The following is a 14494-nucleotide window of genomic DNA, read 5'->3' on the forward strand; positions in this document are numbered from 1 at the left end:
TATCACCGCGACTTCAGCCGCACCCGCCGGTTCTGCCCGTCCTCCTGCAGCTCCACGAGCGACGCGTTCGCCTTGATGAAGTCGGTGAACGACTTGAAGCCGAGCTTCTTCTCGTCGAAGCCGGCGTCGAGGCGCTTGATCTGCTGCTTGAGGGCGGATGCCACGACCCACCCGTCCACGTCGTCGTTCTTGCGCGCCTCCATCGCCCGCTGGAGCACCTTGCTCGCCTCCCGCTGCGGATCGGCGGCGGTGACGCTGGCCTCGGCGGAGGCCCTGCGCGCGGTCTTCTTCGGCGCGACCTCCGGGGTGACCTCGGCCGGCGGCTCCACCACGTTCAACTGCGCGACCTGCTCGTAGTAGGAGAACTCGTCGCAGGCGTTCTTGAACGCCGAGCTCGTCGAGCCCTCGACGCCGATGCCCACGACCACGCGGCCCATCCGCCGGGCGCGCTGGGCGAGCGGGATGTAGTCGGAGTCTCCGGCGACGATCACGACGTGGGAGATGTCCTCGATGCGGAAGAGGTCCTCGACCACGTCGATCGCGAGGCGGATGTCCGCGCCGTTCTTCGTGCCCGACGTGTTGAAGAGCTGCACCAGGTCGACAGCGCGGTTGATCAGCTGCTTCTGATAGCGCGTGTTGGCGGGCGCGGCCCAGTCGGCGTAGGCGCGCGTGATGGCGAGGGCTCCGAAGGATGACGCGTAGTCCAGGATCGCGCCGATATCGACTGTCGCCTCCTCGAGCTTGCCCGCGGTGTCGCCGGTTGCGGTGCGCGCCTTCTCCTTGATGAAGCTGCCGCGCCCGTGCTCGTGGTCGTACTGGGAGATCACCACGTTGTCGAAGTCGATGTACACGGCAACGCGGGTCTCGTTTGCTTCGGCCATGGGCTAAGTCTGGCACCCGGGGCGCCCCGGTAGTGGAACCTCCCAGCGGCACGACGTAGCGTGGAACAGATGAGACAGGTCATCGCCGCACTCGCCGTACCCGCCCTCGCCGCGCTCGCTCTCGCCGGCTGCTCGAGCGCCGAGCCGATGCCGGTGCCGACGGTGGCCCCCACTCCGACCCCGTCGACGACCCCGCCCGCGATGCTGCCGCTGCCCGGCACCGACTTCCTGCTGGACCAGCTGGACCACTTCGCGGACGACACCCGCGAGCCGAGCATCCGGTTCTCCACTGCGCACATCGCCGGGGAGGGCGAGAACGTCTCGTTCGACCTGGCCGAGGGCACCTGGCTGCTGCGCGTCACCTGCGCCACCGACGCGAGCGACAGTGTCGACGTGACCCTCACCTTCGCGGACGGCCGCGCCCCGGTCGCGTACGAGGCCTACTGCGGCGAGACCCCGCCCACCGGCATCGTCACGGCGACGACTCAGAGCCCGACGTTCTCGGCGGGCGGCGCGGTCACGATGCGCATCGAGTCCGACAGCCGGTTCGTCGCGGCAGTCGGCCTGGTGCCCGCCTCCTAGGCACGCGCCGCGCCGCGTTTTGGGGGCAGCGCTGGCCGGGGCATCCTGTGAGTCTTGAAGTGCTTACCGGGGAGGCGGCACTGTGGGGAAAGTCGTTCGGCTGCATGACGGCCTGCGCGCGCTCTATCCGGAGGCGATCGTGTTCGGCGGCGTCGGCACGGCGGAGGTCGTGCGCGAGCTCGACCGCATCCGCGCCCTGCTCGGCCACACGGCGATGACCGGCGACCAGTCCGCCCTCTCGATCGCCGTCAGCGGCGACGGGCTCGTCATCTGGGCCGAGTCTCCCGTGCTCACGCTGCGCCTGGGCCAGCTGGCGGCCATCGGCATCGACGACGGCGCCATGGATGTCACGGCTCTCGTCGCCGGGCGCACCGCCGCCTTCAGCGTTCCGCTCGCCGCCCCCGCCGAGGCTCCCCACATCGCGGACCGCGTGCTCATCGCGATCGCGGGCCGCTCGGCCTGAGAGTCAGGCGGTCGCGCGCTCCGGGAAGCGCTTCAGCGACCGCTCCTTCGCCTTCGCCGCCTCGACCTCGCGGTCCTTGGGCGGTCCGAACGCGACGAGGTCCTCGAGCAGGTGCTGCGTGATGTGGGCGATCTCGGCCACTGCCCGGTCGAAGGCCTCTTGGTTGGCCTTGGCGGGCTTCGTCGAGCCGCTGACCTTCCGCACGTACTGGAGGGCGGCCGCGTGCACTTCGTCGTGGTTGGCCGCGGGCTCGAAGTTGTGGAGGACGTGGATGTTTCTGCACATGGCCTCCACGGTAGTCCGGCGCCGGCGGGTTGAGTAGGCCCGCCAGGGCCGTATCGAAACCCTCTCCCTCAACCTAAGCCTGAGCGACACGTACCCCGATTTGCGCGCGGCCGGGTGACAATTGCACGAAAGTCGCGCGGATCCGAAAGCCGCGCGAGGATCGGGGAGCGCCGTGCCAGTGCTGGGGAATGGTTCACGAGACAGGGTCGATCGCATCGCCGCAGGGGTGGGCGGCGCAGCCTTCCTCGCGGGGATCGCGCTCATGGCGATCGGGGCCACGGCTCCAGCGCCGGCAGCACCGCCCACGTCGATGAGCACGACTGTGGTGTCCAGCCCCGTACCGGGAGCCGCCACGACCCAGACGGTCACCACGACGAACCCGCCGAGCCGGCCGACGCTCGCGCCGCGCATCGTCACCGAGACCACGGTCACCGAGGGCGGCGAGCAGGGCTCCGTCCTCGTGACGACCTCGCCCGCCAGCGCCGCGGTCGACCAGCCGTTCCTCGGCAGCAGGGTCGCGGTGATCGTGGTGCAGCTGCTGCTCATCACCCTCGCGTCGCTGTTCCTCGCGTTCGCGACCCAGCGCATCCTGCTCGGCGAGTACTGGCTGCGCCGAGTCGCGGCGGCGGGCGTGCGCAGCACCCCGATCGACGAGGGCGAGGCCAAGGCCGTGAAGCAGGACATCGTGTCGGCGACCGAGGCTCCCGACCTCTCGCGCCCGCTCTTCGAGAAGGCGGGGGTGGCGGACGCCCGGCTCCGCCTGCTCCAGAGCCGCATCGCCCTCGAGCTGGAGGTGCGCAAGCTCGCCCAGGATCACGACGTGCCGGCCTCGCTGTCGATCCCGTCCGTCGTGCGGGGCCTCGTCGAGAAGAAGAAGATGTCGCCCAAGCTCGCCTCGGGCATCACGTCGCTGAACGAGCTCGGCGACCGGCTCGGCGGGGGAGCGGAGATCACGCCGGACGCGATCACGCTGCTCACGGAGAGCTACGCGCAGGCCCTCGCGAAGATCGGCGGGAAGATCAAGCGCGGGAGCTAGCGCCCCGCGGCGCCCGCGAACCCGCAGAAGATGCTCCCACCAACCCCGATTTGGGGCATTTCTTGACGTCTCGCGCGGCGAGGGCGCCCCATAGGGTGAAGGTGTGGCTAAGAAACCGTGGTTCCGTCGCCCCTCCCGCGTGATCCCGGCGGGCGCGCTCGCGCTCGGCGTGATCGCCGCCCTCGTCTGGACGCTGAGCCCCTGGCCGGCGGCGCTGCTCATCCGCGCGATGTTCGAGAAGGGCGCCGCGGACACCGTGAAGGAGATGCTGCCGTACGTCCCGGATACGGCTCTCGACGAGCACCTCGACGTCTCGTACGGTCCGTCCGGAACGGACACCTCGCTCGACGTGTTCACGCCGGCGGGGGCATCCGGCCCACTGGCGACTGTCGTGTGGATCCACGGCGGCGCCTGGATCTCCGGCGACAAGGAGAACGTGCGGCCGTACGTGCAGATCCTCGCCGGCCGCGGCTACACGACAGTGAGCCTCAACTACACGGTCGGGCCGGAGGCGACGTACCCGACGGCGCTCACCCAGCTCAACGACGCGCTCGGCTTCCTGGTCGAGCACGCCGACGAGTACAACATCGACCCCGGCCGGATCGTGATCGCCGGCGACTCCGCGGGTGCGAACCTCACGAGCCAGCTCGCCACTCTCACCACGTCGCCGGAGTACGCCTCGACCGTGGGGATCGAACCCGCCCTCACCAAGGAGCAGCTGCGGGCGGTCATCCTCAACTGCGGCATCTACGACGTGAGCGGCATCCCCAATGCGCCCGGCATCGGCGGCTGGGGATTCCGCGTCGCCCTCTGGGCGTACCTGGGGGAGAAGGACTGGTCGAACACCCCCGGCGGCGAGCAGATGTCGACGCTCGACTACGTGACCGCCGACTTCCCGGAGACCTGGATCTCGGGCGGCAACGGCGACCCGCTCACCCCCGCGCAGTCGGAGAAGCTCGCGGCGAAGCTCACCGACCTCGGCGTGCCCGTCACGAGCGTCTTCTACCCGGAGGACCACGAGCCGTCGCTGCCGCACGAGTACCAGTTCCACCTCGACTTCGCGGACGCCCAGGCCGCCCTGGAGAAGACTGTCGCGTTCCTGGACCGCGTGACGGGCTAACACTTCGTCACACAGATTCATCTGGCGTCATAGATGCCCGGATGCCGCGGCGCGCCTCTAACGTCGTGCCCATGACTCTCCTCTCCGACACCACCGTCCCGACGACCACCCCCGACGAGCGCGCCGCCCGCCTGACCGAGGCCGGAGCGGCCTGGGGCTCGCGCATCACCGCCGATGCCACGGCGGCCCAGCTCGCCTACCGCGTGCGCGGCGTCGGCAAGGGCGCGGTCGCGACCGCCATCAGTGCGGGCAAGCACGAGTTCGTCGTCGACGAGCCGGCCGCCCTCGCCGGTGACGACGTCGCGGCGAGCCCCGTCGAGTACGCGCTCGGAGCGCTCATCTCCTGCCAGGTCGTCGTCTACCGCCTTTACGCGCAGGCGCTCGGCATCGTGGTCGACGACATCGCCATCGACGCGACCGGGCAGCTCGACGCACGGACCCTGTTCGGTATCGACGGGGGCCCGCGCGCCGGCTTCACCTCCATCGACCTCGCTATCACCATCACGGGCCCCGAGACCCAGGAGCGCTACAACGAGCTGCGCGCCGCCGTGGACGCGCACTGCCCGGTGCTCGACCTGTTCGCGAACCCGACTCCGGTGACCGCCTCGGTCACGAAGGGGTAGCGCCGTGGGTTGAGTAGCGCGCTCCAGCGCGCGTATCGAAACCGGTTGTGAGGTTTCGATACGGCCGCGGGCGGCCTACTCAACCCGCAGGAAACCCAGCGCCGCCTCCCGGAACTGCCGCGAGGTCGGGGCGTTGAAGTGGTTGCGACCGGGGATCTCGAAGAACGTGCCATCCGGGCTCGCCGCGCACAGCGCCCGTGACTTCTCGAGGATGCGGTCCTCGCTGCCCGTGGCGAACAGCAGCGGCTGCGAGGGCGCGTTCTCGACGGTCGGCTGCTCGCCGTCGCGCATGCCCTCGACGAGTGCGATCAGCGCGGTGAGGTCGTTGCCCGGGATGCCCGCGGCCATCTGCACGTACGCCGCCGTGAGCGCGTCCTCCAGAGGGGTGCCGTCGGCGATGAACCGCCGCGCCTCGTCGAGGCGGAACCGCGTGAGCGGGTCGCCGTCCGGAATGCCCCCCAGAACCGCCCGGGTGATGCGGTGCGGGAACTCGCGCGCCGCCTTCCAGCCGACCCTCGCGCCGAGCGAGTAGCCCACGTACTGCACCTCGTCGAGCAGGAAGGTGTCGAGCACCGAGAGCACATCGTCCGCGAGGATGGCCATGCTGTACTGCTCCGGATGGTGCGGCTTGTCGCTGGCCCCGTGACCGCGCTGGTCGATCGCGATCACATGGAACCCGGCACGCAGCAGGTCGCGCACCCACCCGGTCAGGTTCCAGTTGCCGAGGGCGCTCGACGCGAAGCCGTGCACGAGCAGGACGGTGGACGCATCGGGCTCGCCCCACTCGTAGGTGGCGATCTTCGTGCCGTCGGCGGCGACCACCGCGCGCGGGGCTGGGGCGTCCGGGTTCGGCATGGCATCCATTGTGTCGGCTGCCGGACGTACCGTGGCGTTGTGCCGGAGCATGTCGAGACCTGGTGGGCGCGCCGTCAGCGCTCGAAGGGCGCGCGCGTGCCGTACCCGGTCGGCTCCTACCGCGAGTTCTGGGAGACCTACCCGGTGCTCGTGAACCAGTTCCACCCCGACCTCAACCGCGGCATCGTGCTGTCGCAGGTGCCGCCGGCCGCCGATGTCTGGCTGCTGTGGCAGTGCGACATGGGGCACCTGTTCGTGGCGACACCCAGCGAGCAGCGGCTGCGGCCCGGGCGGTCGCGGCGCCGGTCGACGTGGTGTCCGGAGTGCACGGCGCTCGCCGGCGCCGGCCGGCCCGCCACGCCGCGCTCAACGCTGTGCGCCACGTCCGTCGCCGACCGGTACGTCGTGGGAGAGGCCTTCCACAGCGAGTGCGCCCCGCGCCCGGCCTCCGCCGCCGAAGACCTGCTGCGCCAGAAGCTGCTCTCCCGGCTCCCGTTGGGCACGGCGAACGCCGTCCGGGTTCCGCGCGCCTTCTTCACGCACCTCGAGGTGTGGCCCGACATCGTGCTGCCCGACCTGCGGGTGGCCATCGAGTACGACACGACGGGGCGCGACGGCCTCGAGCACGTCGGGAAGCGGGAGCTCGTCGACCTCCGGAAAGACCGCCTGCTGCGCGCCGCGCACTGGGAGGTGGTCCGGGTGCGCACCGGCAAGCTCAAGCCGATCGGCCCGTACGACGTGCACGGCGGCACCTCGGCCCGCACCGTGGACCGCGTGCTCGACAGGCTGCGGGAGATCCGCGGCGACCTGATCGTGAACGCCTGGCTGGCCTAGGGCGGGTTGAGTAGGCCGCCCGCGGCCGTATCGAAACCAGCTGGGCGGGTTGAGTAGGCCGCCCGCGGCCGTATCGAAACCAGCCGGGCGGGGGTTTCGATACGTGCGCCAGAGCGCCCTACTCAACCAGCTGGGCGGGGGTTTCGATACGTGCGCCAGAGCGCCCTACTCAACCAGCCGGGCGGCCTCGGCCCGGAGGTCGGCCGAGCGCCGCGCCGCGCGGTCGCGATCGCGGCCGAGTGCGCGCAGGTCGCGGTCCGATTCGCGCAGCTCGTCCTCGAGCGCGCTCACCTGCTCCTCGAGGTCGGCGAGGCGAGACTCGAGCCGCGCCCGGCGGGTCTCCACGTCCGAGATGCTGCGCTCGATGCCGCGCACCTCGAGCTCGGCCTCCTCGGCCCTCTTCTCGGCCTCCTTCGCAGCCCGCACGGCTGCCAGGTCGCGCACGGCCTTCCGCTCGGCTGCAGGGCGGGGAGCGGACACCATAGAGGCTGACGGCGCCGCCACCGCATCCGTGAGGTCGACCGGCTCGACACCGGTCGCCTCGAGGCCGCGAACCAGGCGGCCGCTGCGCACTGCCGCCGCGGCCGCGGGATCGTTCAGCGCCGCCTGCAGGGTCTTCGCGACCTCCTCGACGACGGTCGCGGTGAGGTTGTGGCGCGCCTCCGACGCGAGCCGGGATGCCTCCCTCGCGAGCGCGTTGACCAGCGCTCGCCGCTGCCGGGTGAGCTCCCCGAGCTGTGCGCGGTCGAGCTCCTCCTGTGCTTCGCGCATGGTCTCCCCGAGCTCGGCCAGCTGCTCGAGCTCGTCGGCCCGCTGGCGCGCGAGGAGGTTCACCGCCCACGCCGCCGGCGACGGCTTCTTGAGCTCCTGCACGCGGGCCGCGAGCTCGAGGTCGGCGGAGTCCTTCACCTCCCGCGCGGCGGCGTTGCGAGCGGCGGTGAACTCCGCCGGCGCGAGGGCGTAGAGCGGGTCGGCTAGGGACGCGAGTGTGAGCTTCAGGCCGGCCACACCCCGATGATGAGAGCCATGACCATGATGGTCACGAGCTCGTGCGCCACGTTGAGCACGGTGAGACCGGTCGGGCGGCCGTCGAACGCGTCGTGGGTGATGAACCTCGCCGCGGTGAATCCGGCCCACAGGATCAGCGCGGTGAGCAGGGAGTTCACGAGGAAGCTGCCGCCGTAGAACTCGAAGGAGATGGAGACGGCGCCCGCGAGCACCCAGGCCGTGATGAAGCTCACGATGACGGTGATGACGATGGGCCGGACGGCGTCCTTCGCGTTGCCGGACGGCGTGATGCCCGCGGCCTTCATCCAGTAGTTGCCGAACACCTTCGGCGTGTACCAGATGGAGCCGATGACCATGCTCGAGAGCGTGGCGAGTACTACGGCGATGTAGTTGATCGAGGGTGCGTTCATGCTAGGAAACGTACTCCTTCAGGTGCTTTCCGGTCAGTGTCGACGCGTCGGCGACCAGCGCGGCGGGCGTCCCCTCGAAGACGACGCTGCCGCCGTCGTGGCCGGCGCCCGGGCCGATGTCGATGATCCAGTCGGCGTGCGCCATCACGGCCTGATGGTGCTCGATCACGATCACCGACTTGCCGGAGTCGACGAGGCGGTCGAGCAGCCCGAGGAGCTGCTCCACGTCGGCGAGGTGCAGGCCCGTGGTCGGCTCGTCCAGGACGTAGATGCCGCCCTTCTCGGCCATGTTGATCGCGAGCTTGAGGCGCTGGCGCTCGCCGCCCGACAGCGTGGTCAGGGGCTGGCCGAGGCTGAGGTATCCCAGCCCCACATCGACCATGCGGGCGAGGATCGCGTGCGCCGCCTTCACACCGTTCTCGGCGAAGTACTCCTCCGCCTCGGTCACTGACATCGCGAGCACGTCGGCGATGTTCCTGCCGCCGAGCGTGTACTCGAGCACCTCCGCCTGGAACCTCTTGCCCTCGCACACCTCGCAGACGTTCGCGATGCTGCCCATCGCGCCGAGGTCGGTGTAGATGACCCCGTTGCCGTTGCAGGTGGGGCACGCGCCTTCGGAGTTCGCGGAGAAGAGGGCCGGCTTCACGCCGTTCGCCTTCGCGAACGCAGCGCGGATCGGGTCGAGCAGCCCCGTATAGGTCGCCGGGTTGCTGCGGCGGGACCCGCGGATCGGGGTCTGGTCGACGGAGATGACGTCGGCGTCCGTCGGCAGCGACCCGTGGATGAGCGAGCTCTTGCCCGACCCGGCGACGCCGGTGATGACGGTGAGGACTCCGAGCGGCACGTCGACCGAGACATCCTTGAGGTTGTTGCGCGTGGCGTTGCGGATCTGAAGCGACCCGCTCGGAGTGCGCACCGACGACTTGATCGCGGCGCGGTCGTCGAAGTGCTTGCCGGTGAGGGTGCCGCTCGTCCGCAGCTCCTCGACCGTGCCGGTGAACTGGATCTCGCCGCCGTTGACGCCCGCGCGCGGGCCGAGGTCGACGATGTGGTCGGCGATCGCGATGGTCTCCGGCTTGTGCTCGACGACGATCACGGTGTTGCCCTTGTCGCGCAACTGCAGGAGCAGGGTGTTCATCCGCTGGATGTCGTGCGGGTGCAGGCCGATCGTGGGCTCATCGAAGATGTAGGAGACATCGGTGAGGCTCGAGCCGAGGTGCCGGATCATCTTGGTGCGCTGCGCCTCCCCGCCCGAGAGCGTGCCGGCGGGACGGTCGAGCGTGAGGTAGCCGAGGCCGATCTCGACAAAGGAGTCGAGGGCGCCCTGCAGGTTCGCGAGCAGCGGCGCGATGCCGGGGGAGTCGATGCCGCGCACCCACTCAGCGAGATCGCTGATCTGCATCGCGCACGCCTCCGCGATGTTGATGCCGCGGATCTTCGACGAGCGGGCGCCCTCGTTGAGCCTGGTGCCGCCGCAGTCCGGGCACGCGGTGAACGTCACGGCGCGCTCGACGAAGGCGCGGATGTGCGGCTGCATCGCCTCGACGTCCTTCGAGAGCATCGACTTCTGCACCTTGGGAACCAGGCCCTCGTAGGTGAGGTTCATGTTCGTGACCTTCACCTTGGTGGGCTCCTTGTAGAGGAAGTCCTCCAGCTCCCTCGCGGTGAAGTCGCGGATCGGCTTGTCGCCGGGAACGAAACCCGATTCGGCGAAGATGCGCACCATCCACCCGTCGGCGGTGTAGCCGGGGATCGTGATCGCGCCGTCCGCGATGCTCTTGCTGTCGTCGTACAGCTGCGTGAGGTCGATGTCGGTGACACTGCCCATGCCCTCGCACCGCGGGCACATGCCGCCGGTGATGGTGAACTCGCGCCGCTCCGCCTTCTTGTCGCCGACCGAGATCGCCCCGGCGCCGGTCGCCGAGGCGATGTTGAACGAGAACGCCTGCGGCGAGCCGACGTGCGGCTCCCCGAGCCGGCTGAACAGGATGCGCAGCATGGCGTTCGCGTCGGTGGCGGTGCCCACGGTCGAGCGCGAGTTGGCGCCCATCCGCTCCTGGTCGACGATGATCGCCGTCGTGAGGCCGGTCATCACGTCGACGTCGGGGCGCCCGGGCGCGGCCATGAGCCCCTGGAGGAACGCGCTGTACGTCTCGTTGATGAGCCGCTGGGACTCGGCGGCGATGGTCCCGAAGACGAGGCTGGACTTTCCCGAGCCGGAGACGCCGGTGAAGACGGTGAGCCGCCGCTTGGGCAGGTCGACGTCGACGTTCTTGAGGTTGTTCTCGCGCGCGCCGCGGATCGAGATGGTGTCGTGGGAGTCGGCTGTGTTCACGGTGTCCACTTAACCAGAGACGGCGGACAGAATTCTCTCGAGTATCGGCAGCTGGCCCTTCACCAGCTTCTCGCGCGCCGTGTCGAGGTCGAACCACTGCGCGGTCTGGATCTCGGGGAACTGCTGCATCCGCCCCGATCGCGGCGGCCACTCGACTTCGAACGTGTTGCTCGCCACGAACCGGGCGTCGGCCTCGGCGGCGAACACCGTGAGCCGCTTGCCCGACGGCTGCCGGAACTCGCCGAGCAGCGCGTACTCGGCGTCGGGCGCCGGCGCGCCGATCTCCTCGGCGAACTCGCGCAGGGCTGCGGCCAGCGGCTCCTCGTCGGTGTACAGGCCTTTCGGGATGCTCCAGGCAGCGGCATCCTTGCGAGCCCAGAAGGGCCCGCCCATCTTGCCGAGGAACACCTCGAGGCCCGGCGACCGGCGGTAGAGCAGGATGCCCGCGCTGAACTCGACCATGCGCTCGACGTTACTCGCACGCGGGCGGGCTTAAACGGCTCCGCCCGCCTCCCGGATCGGGATGGCGGGGGAGTCGGCGCTGAACGGGTCAGCCGACCTTGCGGCGGTAGAGCACGATCGCGAAGACGTAGGCCGCGATCAGGATGCCCACGAGCCAGGCGAGCGCGATCCAGATGTCGTTGCCCACCGGCTGCTGGGCGAACAGTGCGCGGATCGTGTTCACGACCGACGTCACGGGCTGGTTCTCCGCGAACCACGCGACCGGGCCGGGCATCGTCCCGGTGGGGACGAAGGCCGAGCTGATGAACGGCAGGAAGATCAGCGGGTAGCTGAACGCGCTCGCTCCGTCCACGGTCTTGGCCGAGAGGCCGGCGATCACCGCGAGCCAGGTCAGCGCGAGGGTGAACAGGATCAGGATGCCCGCCACCGCCAGCCACGCCCCGACCGAGGCGCCCGTGCGGAACCCCATGATCAGCGCGACGCCGACCACGATCGCGACCGAGACCAGGTTGGCCACCAGCGAGGTCAGCACATGCGCCCAGAGGACGCTCGAGCGCGCGATCGGCATCGACTGGAAGCGGTCGACGATCCCGCCCTGCATGTCGAGGAACAGCCGGTACGCCGTATAGGCGATGCCCGAGGCGATCGTGATCAGCAGGATGCCCGGCAGCATGTAGTTGATGTACGACTCGTCGGAGCCGGTCTTGATCGCGCCGCCGAGCACGTACACGAACAGCAGCATGAGCGCGATCGGCGTGACCGCGGTCGTGATGATCGTGTCCGGGCTGCGGAGGATGTGGCGCAGCGAGCGGCCGGTGAGGACACCGGTGTCCGCGATGACGTGCGTGGTCATGCGACTTCCCTTTCCGTTTCGGTCTCCCCGACGAGGGCGAGGAACACGTCCTCGAGGGAGGGCTGCTTCTCGATGTACTCCTTCTTGGCGGGCGGCAGCAGCTGCTTGAGCTCGCCGAGCGTGCCGTTCTGGATGATCGTGCCCTTGTGCAGGATCGCGATGCGGTCGGCAAGGTGCTCGGCCTCATCGAGGTACTGCGTGGTGAGGAGCACGGTGGTGCCCTGGCCCGCGAGCTGCTTGACGGTGTTCCACACCTCGATGCGCGCCTGAGGGTCGAGCCCGGTCGTCGGCTCGTCGAGGAAGATGATCGGCGGGTTGCCGATCAGGCTCATCGCGATGTCCAGCCGGCGGCGCATGCCGCCGGAGTACGTCGCCGCCTTGCGGTTGCCTGCGTCGGTCAGGGCGAAGCGGTCGAGCAGGTCATCCGCGATCGCACCCGGGTTCTGCAGGTGGCGGAGCCTGGCGACCAGCACCAGGTTCTCGCGCCCCGTCAGCACCCCGTCGACCGCGGCGAACTGGCCCGTGAGGCTGATCGACTCGCGCACGTCGCCGGGCTTCTGGGCGACGTCGAAGCCGTGCACGGTGGCTGCGCCGCCGTCGGCCTTCAACAGCGTCGAGAGGATGCGCACGAGCGTGGTCTTGCCGGCGCCGTTCGATCCCAGCAGGGCGAAGATGGTGCCGGCGGCGACGTCGAAGTCGACGCCCTGCAGCACGTGCACCTCCTTGAACGACTTGGTGATGCCCTTCACCCGGATGGCGGCCTCCGCGGTCACTTCCCGCCCCCGTCCTCGAGATCGTCGATCGCCTTGGTGAGGCGGGCGCGCTCCTTGTCGATCCACTGCTGGCCGCTGTAGGCGCGCGCGAACGTCTCGGCGAACTCGACAGGGTCGTCTCCGACGATGTCGCGCACCGGGGTGCCGTCGAGGGAGGCGCGCTCCCACAGGTCTGCCAGGTCGGTGAACATCGTGACGAGCGTGTCGCCGTCGGTGATGCCGCCGTAGTACATGAAGTACCGGTGCATCGCCTTGGCGGCTGTTCCGTACGGCTCGGGAAGGCCGTCGATGCGGGCCTTGTCCTGCTTGTACTGCTTCTTCTGCTCGAGCGACCCGGTGAGGGCCTCGATCCACTTTGCTGCCATGATTACTCTCCTTCGCCCTGGGGCTTCGCGATGTGTTCGATGTTGTGGTGGAGCTGGGCGATCCGCTCTGAGAGGAAGCTCCAGGCCCCCCAGAACTCCTCGAGGTACTCGGCGCCGGCGGCGTTGATCGAGTACACCTTGCGCGGCGGCCCCTTCTCGGACGGCACCTTCTCGACGTCCACGAAGCCGCGCTGCTCTATCCGGACCAGGAGCGCGTAGACGGTGCCCTCGACGATGTCGGAGAACCCCTGCTCGCGCAGCCGCGCCGTGATCTCATAGCCGTATGCCGGCTGCCCGGCCAGCGTCGCGAGGACGATGCCCTCGAGCGTGCCCTTGAGCATCTCGGTCATCTGCTTGGCCATGGAGACCTCCCTTCGTTACTACTCAGTACTGCTGACTACCAGTAGATAGTAACGCCGACTACCGGTAGATAGCAACACTGAATAGCAAGAAGTCGATCCGTGGGTTGAGTGGGCCGCCCGCGGCCGTGTCGAAGCCCTGCCGATACGCGCCCCTAGGGGGCGCTGCTCAGCCCGCGGCGCCCAGAACCCGCGCGGCCTCCCGCGTCGCGGAGGTGTTGAGCTGCCCGGCGCGCGAGCCGGCCAGCTTCGCGGCGATGTGCGCCGACACGGTGGTGGGCTCGTAGAGCGGCTTCTCGCCGGGCGCGACGCAGGTCTCGAGCGCCGCGATGACGGCGTCGGCGTTGCCGTCGTGGAAGTAGGCGGCGGAGCGGCGGCGGTTGATCGTTCCGTTGACGATGGGCGGCTTCACGCGGTGCAGGGTCGACTGCCAGCGCTCGTTGGTCCAGCGGGCAGTGAGGTCGCCGAGGTTGATCAGGAGCGCGTCGTCATCCGGTGAGACGTCGTTCCACGACCCGTCGGCGCCGAGCACCTGGAGGCCGCGCACCTGGTCCGCCCACAGAACCGTCACAATCCCGAAGTCGGTGTGCTCGCTCATGCCGATGAGGTCGCCGTCGAGGTCGACGGTGCCGGGCGGCAGGGCGTAGTTGTTCATGCGCAGCACGTCGATCGAGTGATCGGTGAAGGTGTCGAAGAAGCGCTCCGGGAGGCCGAGGGCGGCCGCGAAGATGTCGGTGAGGGTGCGCGACACGCGCTGCGCCTCGGCGAAGTAGCGCTCGACCCTGAGGCGGAACCGGGGGACCTCCGGCCAGACGTTCTCCGCGTAGTCGGCCTGGTCCTCCAGCCCGAGCCCGGGGAAGTCGGATGCGGCGGCCCCGACGTTGAACGCCTCGAAGAAGTCGTTCATCCGCGACGCGGACTCGACCCCGAGCGACAGCGACAGGGACTCCGCCTTGGGCGGGCTGTACCCGCGGTTGATGCCCTTCGGCGTCACGGTGAGCTTCTTCTCCTCGAGCCCGCGCGAGAAGAAGCTGTCCATGGCCTCGGCGAGGCCCTCGGTGACGGAGGTCGGGATGCCGTGGCCGGTGACCTGGATGAAGCCCACCTCCCGGCACGCGGCATCCACCGCCGCAACGACGTCGGCGCGCTCGGCGGGGGAGCCGTCGCGCACCCAGGCGGAGATATCGACTGCGGGGACGTGGAATGCCATGCCCTCAACGCTACGGACGGACGGTTTCGGGCAGGTTGCG

18 protein-coding genes are annotated in these 14494 nt (G+C 69.6%); 6 read left to right on the forward strand and 12 right to left on the reverse strand.

Annotation, left to right across the window (positions count from 1 at the left end):
* Positions 1-2: 2 nt before the first annotated feature.
* Positions 3-881 carry an NYN domain-containing protein gene (locus AC1RTC_RS00965; RefSeq protein ID WP_493153584.1) on the reverse strand — a complete coding sequence of 293 codons (879 nt, stop codon included), beginning with the start codon at positions 879-881 and terminating at the stop codon, positions 3-5.
* A 69-nt stretch (positions 882-950) separates the two neighbouring features.
* On the opposite strand from AC1RTC_RS00965, the gene AC1RTC_RS00970 reads away from it, so the two are divergent.
* Positions 951-1463 carry a hypothetical protein gene (locus AC1RTC_RS00970; RefSeq protein ID WP_493153585.1) on the forward strand — a complete coding sequence of 171 codons (513 nt, stop codon included), beginning with the start codon at positions 951-953 and terminating at the stop codon, positions 1461-1463.
* A gap of 82 nt (positions 1464-1545) precedes the next feature.
* The gene (locus tag AC1RTC_RS00975; protein ID WP_493153586.1) at positions 1546-1926 is read left to right on the forward strand and encodes a hypothetical protein; all 381 of its coding nucleotides are present in this window, start codon (positions 1546-1548) and stop codon (positions 1924-1926) included.
* A gap of 3 nt (positions 1927-1929) precedes the next feature.
* Here the strand turns inward: AC1RTC_RS00975 and AC1RTC_RS00980 are convergent, their stop codons facing one another.
* A complete protein-coding gene (locus tag AC1RTC_RS00980; protein ID WP_493153587.1) occupies positions 1930-2211 on the reverse strand; it encodes a DUF2277 domain-containing protein in 282 nt (93 codons plus the stop codon).
* Positions 2212-2437: 226 nt separating this feature from the next.
* On the opposite strand from AC1RTC_RS00980, the gene AC1RTC_RS00985 reads away from it, so the two are divergent.
* The 3 genes from AC1RTC_RS00985 (at position 2438) to AC1RTC_RS00995 (ending at position 4990) form a co-directional block, all read left to right on the forward strand.
* Positions 2438-3247, forward strand: coding sequence for a hypothetical protein (locus AC1RTC_RS00985; protein WP_493153588.1), 810 nt, complete (start codon positions 2438-2440; stop codon positions 3245-3247).
* 103 nt (positions 3248-3350) lie between these two features.
* Complete coding sequence (locus AC1RTC_RS00990; protein WP_493153589.1) at positions 3351-4367, forward strand: alpha/beta hydrolase; 1017 nt, start codon at positions 3351-3353, stop codon at positions 4365-4367.
* Positions 4368-4438: 71 nt separating this feature from the next.
* A complete protein-coding gene (locus AC1RTC_RS00995; RefSeq protein WP_493153590.1) occupies positions 4439-4990 on the forward strand; it encodes an OsmC family protein in 552 nt (183 codons plus the stop codon).
* Between the two features lie 75 nt (positions 4991-5065).
* Here AC1RTC_RS00995 and AC1RTC_RS01000 read toward each other — a convergent pair whose 3' ends face one another.
* Positions 5066-5854: an alpha/beta fold hydrolase gene (locus tag AC1RTC_RS01000; RefSeq protein ID WP_493153591.1), complete on the reverse strand. Its 789-nt coding sequence runs from the start codon at positions 5852-5854 to the stop codon at positions 5066-5068.
* 30 nt (positions 5855-5884) lie between these two features.
* Here AC1RTC_RS01000 and AC1RTC_RS01005 point away from each other — a divergent pair, with 30 nt between their 5' ends.
* On the forward strand, positions 5885-6679 hold the full coding sequence (locus AC1RTC_RS01005; RefSeq protein ID WP_493153592.1) for a hypothetical protein: 795 nt from the start codon (positions 5885-5887) through the stop codon (positions 6677-6679).
* A gap of 165 nt (positions 6680-6844) precedes the next feature.
* Here the strand turns inward: AC1RTC_RS01005 and AC1RTC_RS01010 are convergent, their stop codons facing one another.
* The 9 genes from AC1RTC_RS01010 to AC1RTC_RS01050 form a co-directional block, all read right to left on the reverse strand.
* On the reverse strand, positions 6845-7687 hold the full coding sequence (locus tag AC1RTC_RS01010) for a transposase (protein WP_493153593.1): 843 nt from the start codon (positions 7685-7687) through the stop codon (positions 6845-6847).
* On the reverse strand, positions 7675-8097 hold the full coding sequence (locus tag AC1RTC_RS01015; RefSeq protein ID WP_493153594.1) for a DUF1761 domain-containing protein: 423 nt from the start codon (positions 8095-8097) through the stop codon (positions 7675-7677). Before AC1RTC_RS01015 ends, AC1RTC_RS01010 begins: the two co-directional genes overlap by 13 nt.
* 1 nt (position 8098) lies before the next feature.
* The gene (locus AC1RTC_RS01020) at positions 8099-10432 is read right to left on the reverse strand and encodes an ATP-binding cassette domain-containing protein (RefSeq protein ID WP_493153595.1); all 2334 of its coding nucleotides are present in this window, start codon (positions 10430-10432) and stop codon (positions 8099-8101) included.
* 9 nt (positions 10433-10441) lie between these two features.
* Positions 10442-10894: an NUDIX hydrolase gene (locus tag AC1RTC_RS01025; protein ID WP_493153596.1), complete on the reverse strand. Its 453-nt coding sequence runs from the start codon at positions 10892-10894 to the stop codon at positions 10442-10444.
* Between the two features lie 88 nt (positions 10895-10982).
* Complete coding sequence (locus AC1RTC_RS01030) at positions 10983-11747, reverse strand: ABC transporter permease (protein ID WP_493153597.1); 765 nt, start codon at positions 11745-11747, stop codon at positions 10983-10985.
* Positions 11744-12520, reverse strand: a complete 777-nt coding sequence (locus AC1RTC_RS01035; protein WP_493153598.1) for an ABC transporter ATP-binding protein — start codon at positions 12518-12520, stop codon at positions 11744-11746. Before AC1RTC_RS01035 ends, AC1RTC_RS01030 begins: the two co-directional genes overlap by 4 nt.
* The gene (locus tag AC1RTC_RS01040) at positions 12517-12885 is read right to left on the reverse strand and encodes a DUF1048 domain-containing protein (RefSeq protein ID WP_493153599.1); all 369 of its coding nucleotides are present in this window, start codon (positions 12883-12885) and stop codon (positions 12517-12519) included. Before AC1RTC_RS01040 ends, AC1RTC_RS01035 begins: the two co-directional genes overlap by 4 nt.
* Before the next feature lie 2 nt (positions 12886-12887).
* A complete protein-coding gene (locus tag AC1RTC_RS01045; protein ID WP_493153600.1) occupies positions 12888-13247 on the reverse strand; it encodes a PadR family transcriptional regulator in 360 nt (119 codons plus the stop codon).
* A gap of 166 nt (positions 13248-13413) precedes the next feature.
* A complete protein-coding gene (locus tag AC1RTC_RS01050; protein ID WP_493153601.1) occupies positions 13414-14454 on the reverse strand; it encodes an isopenicillin N synthase family dioxygenase in 1041 nt (346 codons plus the stop codon).
* Between the last annotated feature and the right edge of the window lie 40 nt (positions 14455-14494).

The sequence above is a fragment of the Rhodoglobus sp. GW821-FHT12B09 genome (genome assembly GCF_058809925.1).

Bases quoted from the DNA above. Each gene is read 5' to 3' on its own strand.
- AC1RTC_RS00965 (WP_493153584.1), bottom strand. From the start codon at position 881: ATGGCCGAAGCAAACGAGACCCGCGTTGCCGTGTACATCGACTTCGAC.
- AC1RTC_RS00970 (WP_493153585.1), top strand. From the start codon at position 951: ATGAGACAGGTCATCGCCGCACTCGCCGTACCCGCCCTCGCCGCGCTC.
- AC1RTC_RS00980 (WP_493153587.1), bottom strand. From the start codon at position 2,211: ATGTGCAGAAACATCCACGTCCTCCACAACTTCGAGCCCGCGGCCAAC.
- AC1RTC_RS00995 (WP_493153590.1), top strand. From the start codon at position 4,439: ATGACTCTCCTCTCCGACACCACCGTCCCGACGACCACCCCCGACGAG.
- AC1RTC_RS01000 (WP_493153591.1), bottom strand. From the start codon at position 5,854: ATGGATGCCATGCCGAACCCGGACGCCCCAGCCCCGCGCGCGGTGGTC.
- AC1RTC_RS01015 (WP_493153594.1), bottom strand. From the start codon at position 8,097: ATGAACGCACCCTCGATCAACTACATCGCCGTAGTACTCGCCACGCTC.
- AC1RTC_RS01025 (WP_493153596.1), bottom strand. From the start codon at position 10,894: ATGGTCGAGTTCAGCGCGGGCATCCTGCTCTACCGCCGGTCGCCGGGC.
- AC1RTC_RS01030 (WP_493153597.1), bottom strand. From the start codon at position 11,747: ATGACCACGCACGTCATCGCGGACACCGGTGTCCTCACCGGCCGCTCG.
- AC1RTC_RS01040 (WP_493153599.1), bottom strand. From the start codon at position 12,885: ATGGCAGCAAAGTGGATCGAGGCCCTCACCGGGTCGCTCGAGCAGAAG.
- AC1RTC_RS01045 (WP_493153600.1), bottom strand. From the start codon at position 13,247: ATGGCCAAGCAGATGACCGAGATGCTCAAGGGCACGCTCGAGGGCATC.
- AC1RTC_RS01050 (WP_493153601.1), bottom strand. From the start codon at position 14,454: ATGGCATTCCACGTCCCCGCAGTCGATATCTCCGCCTGGGTGCGCGAC.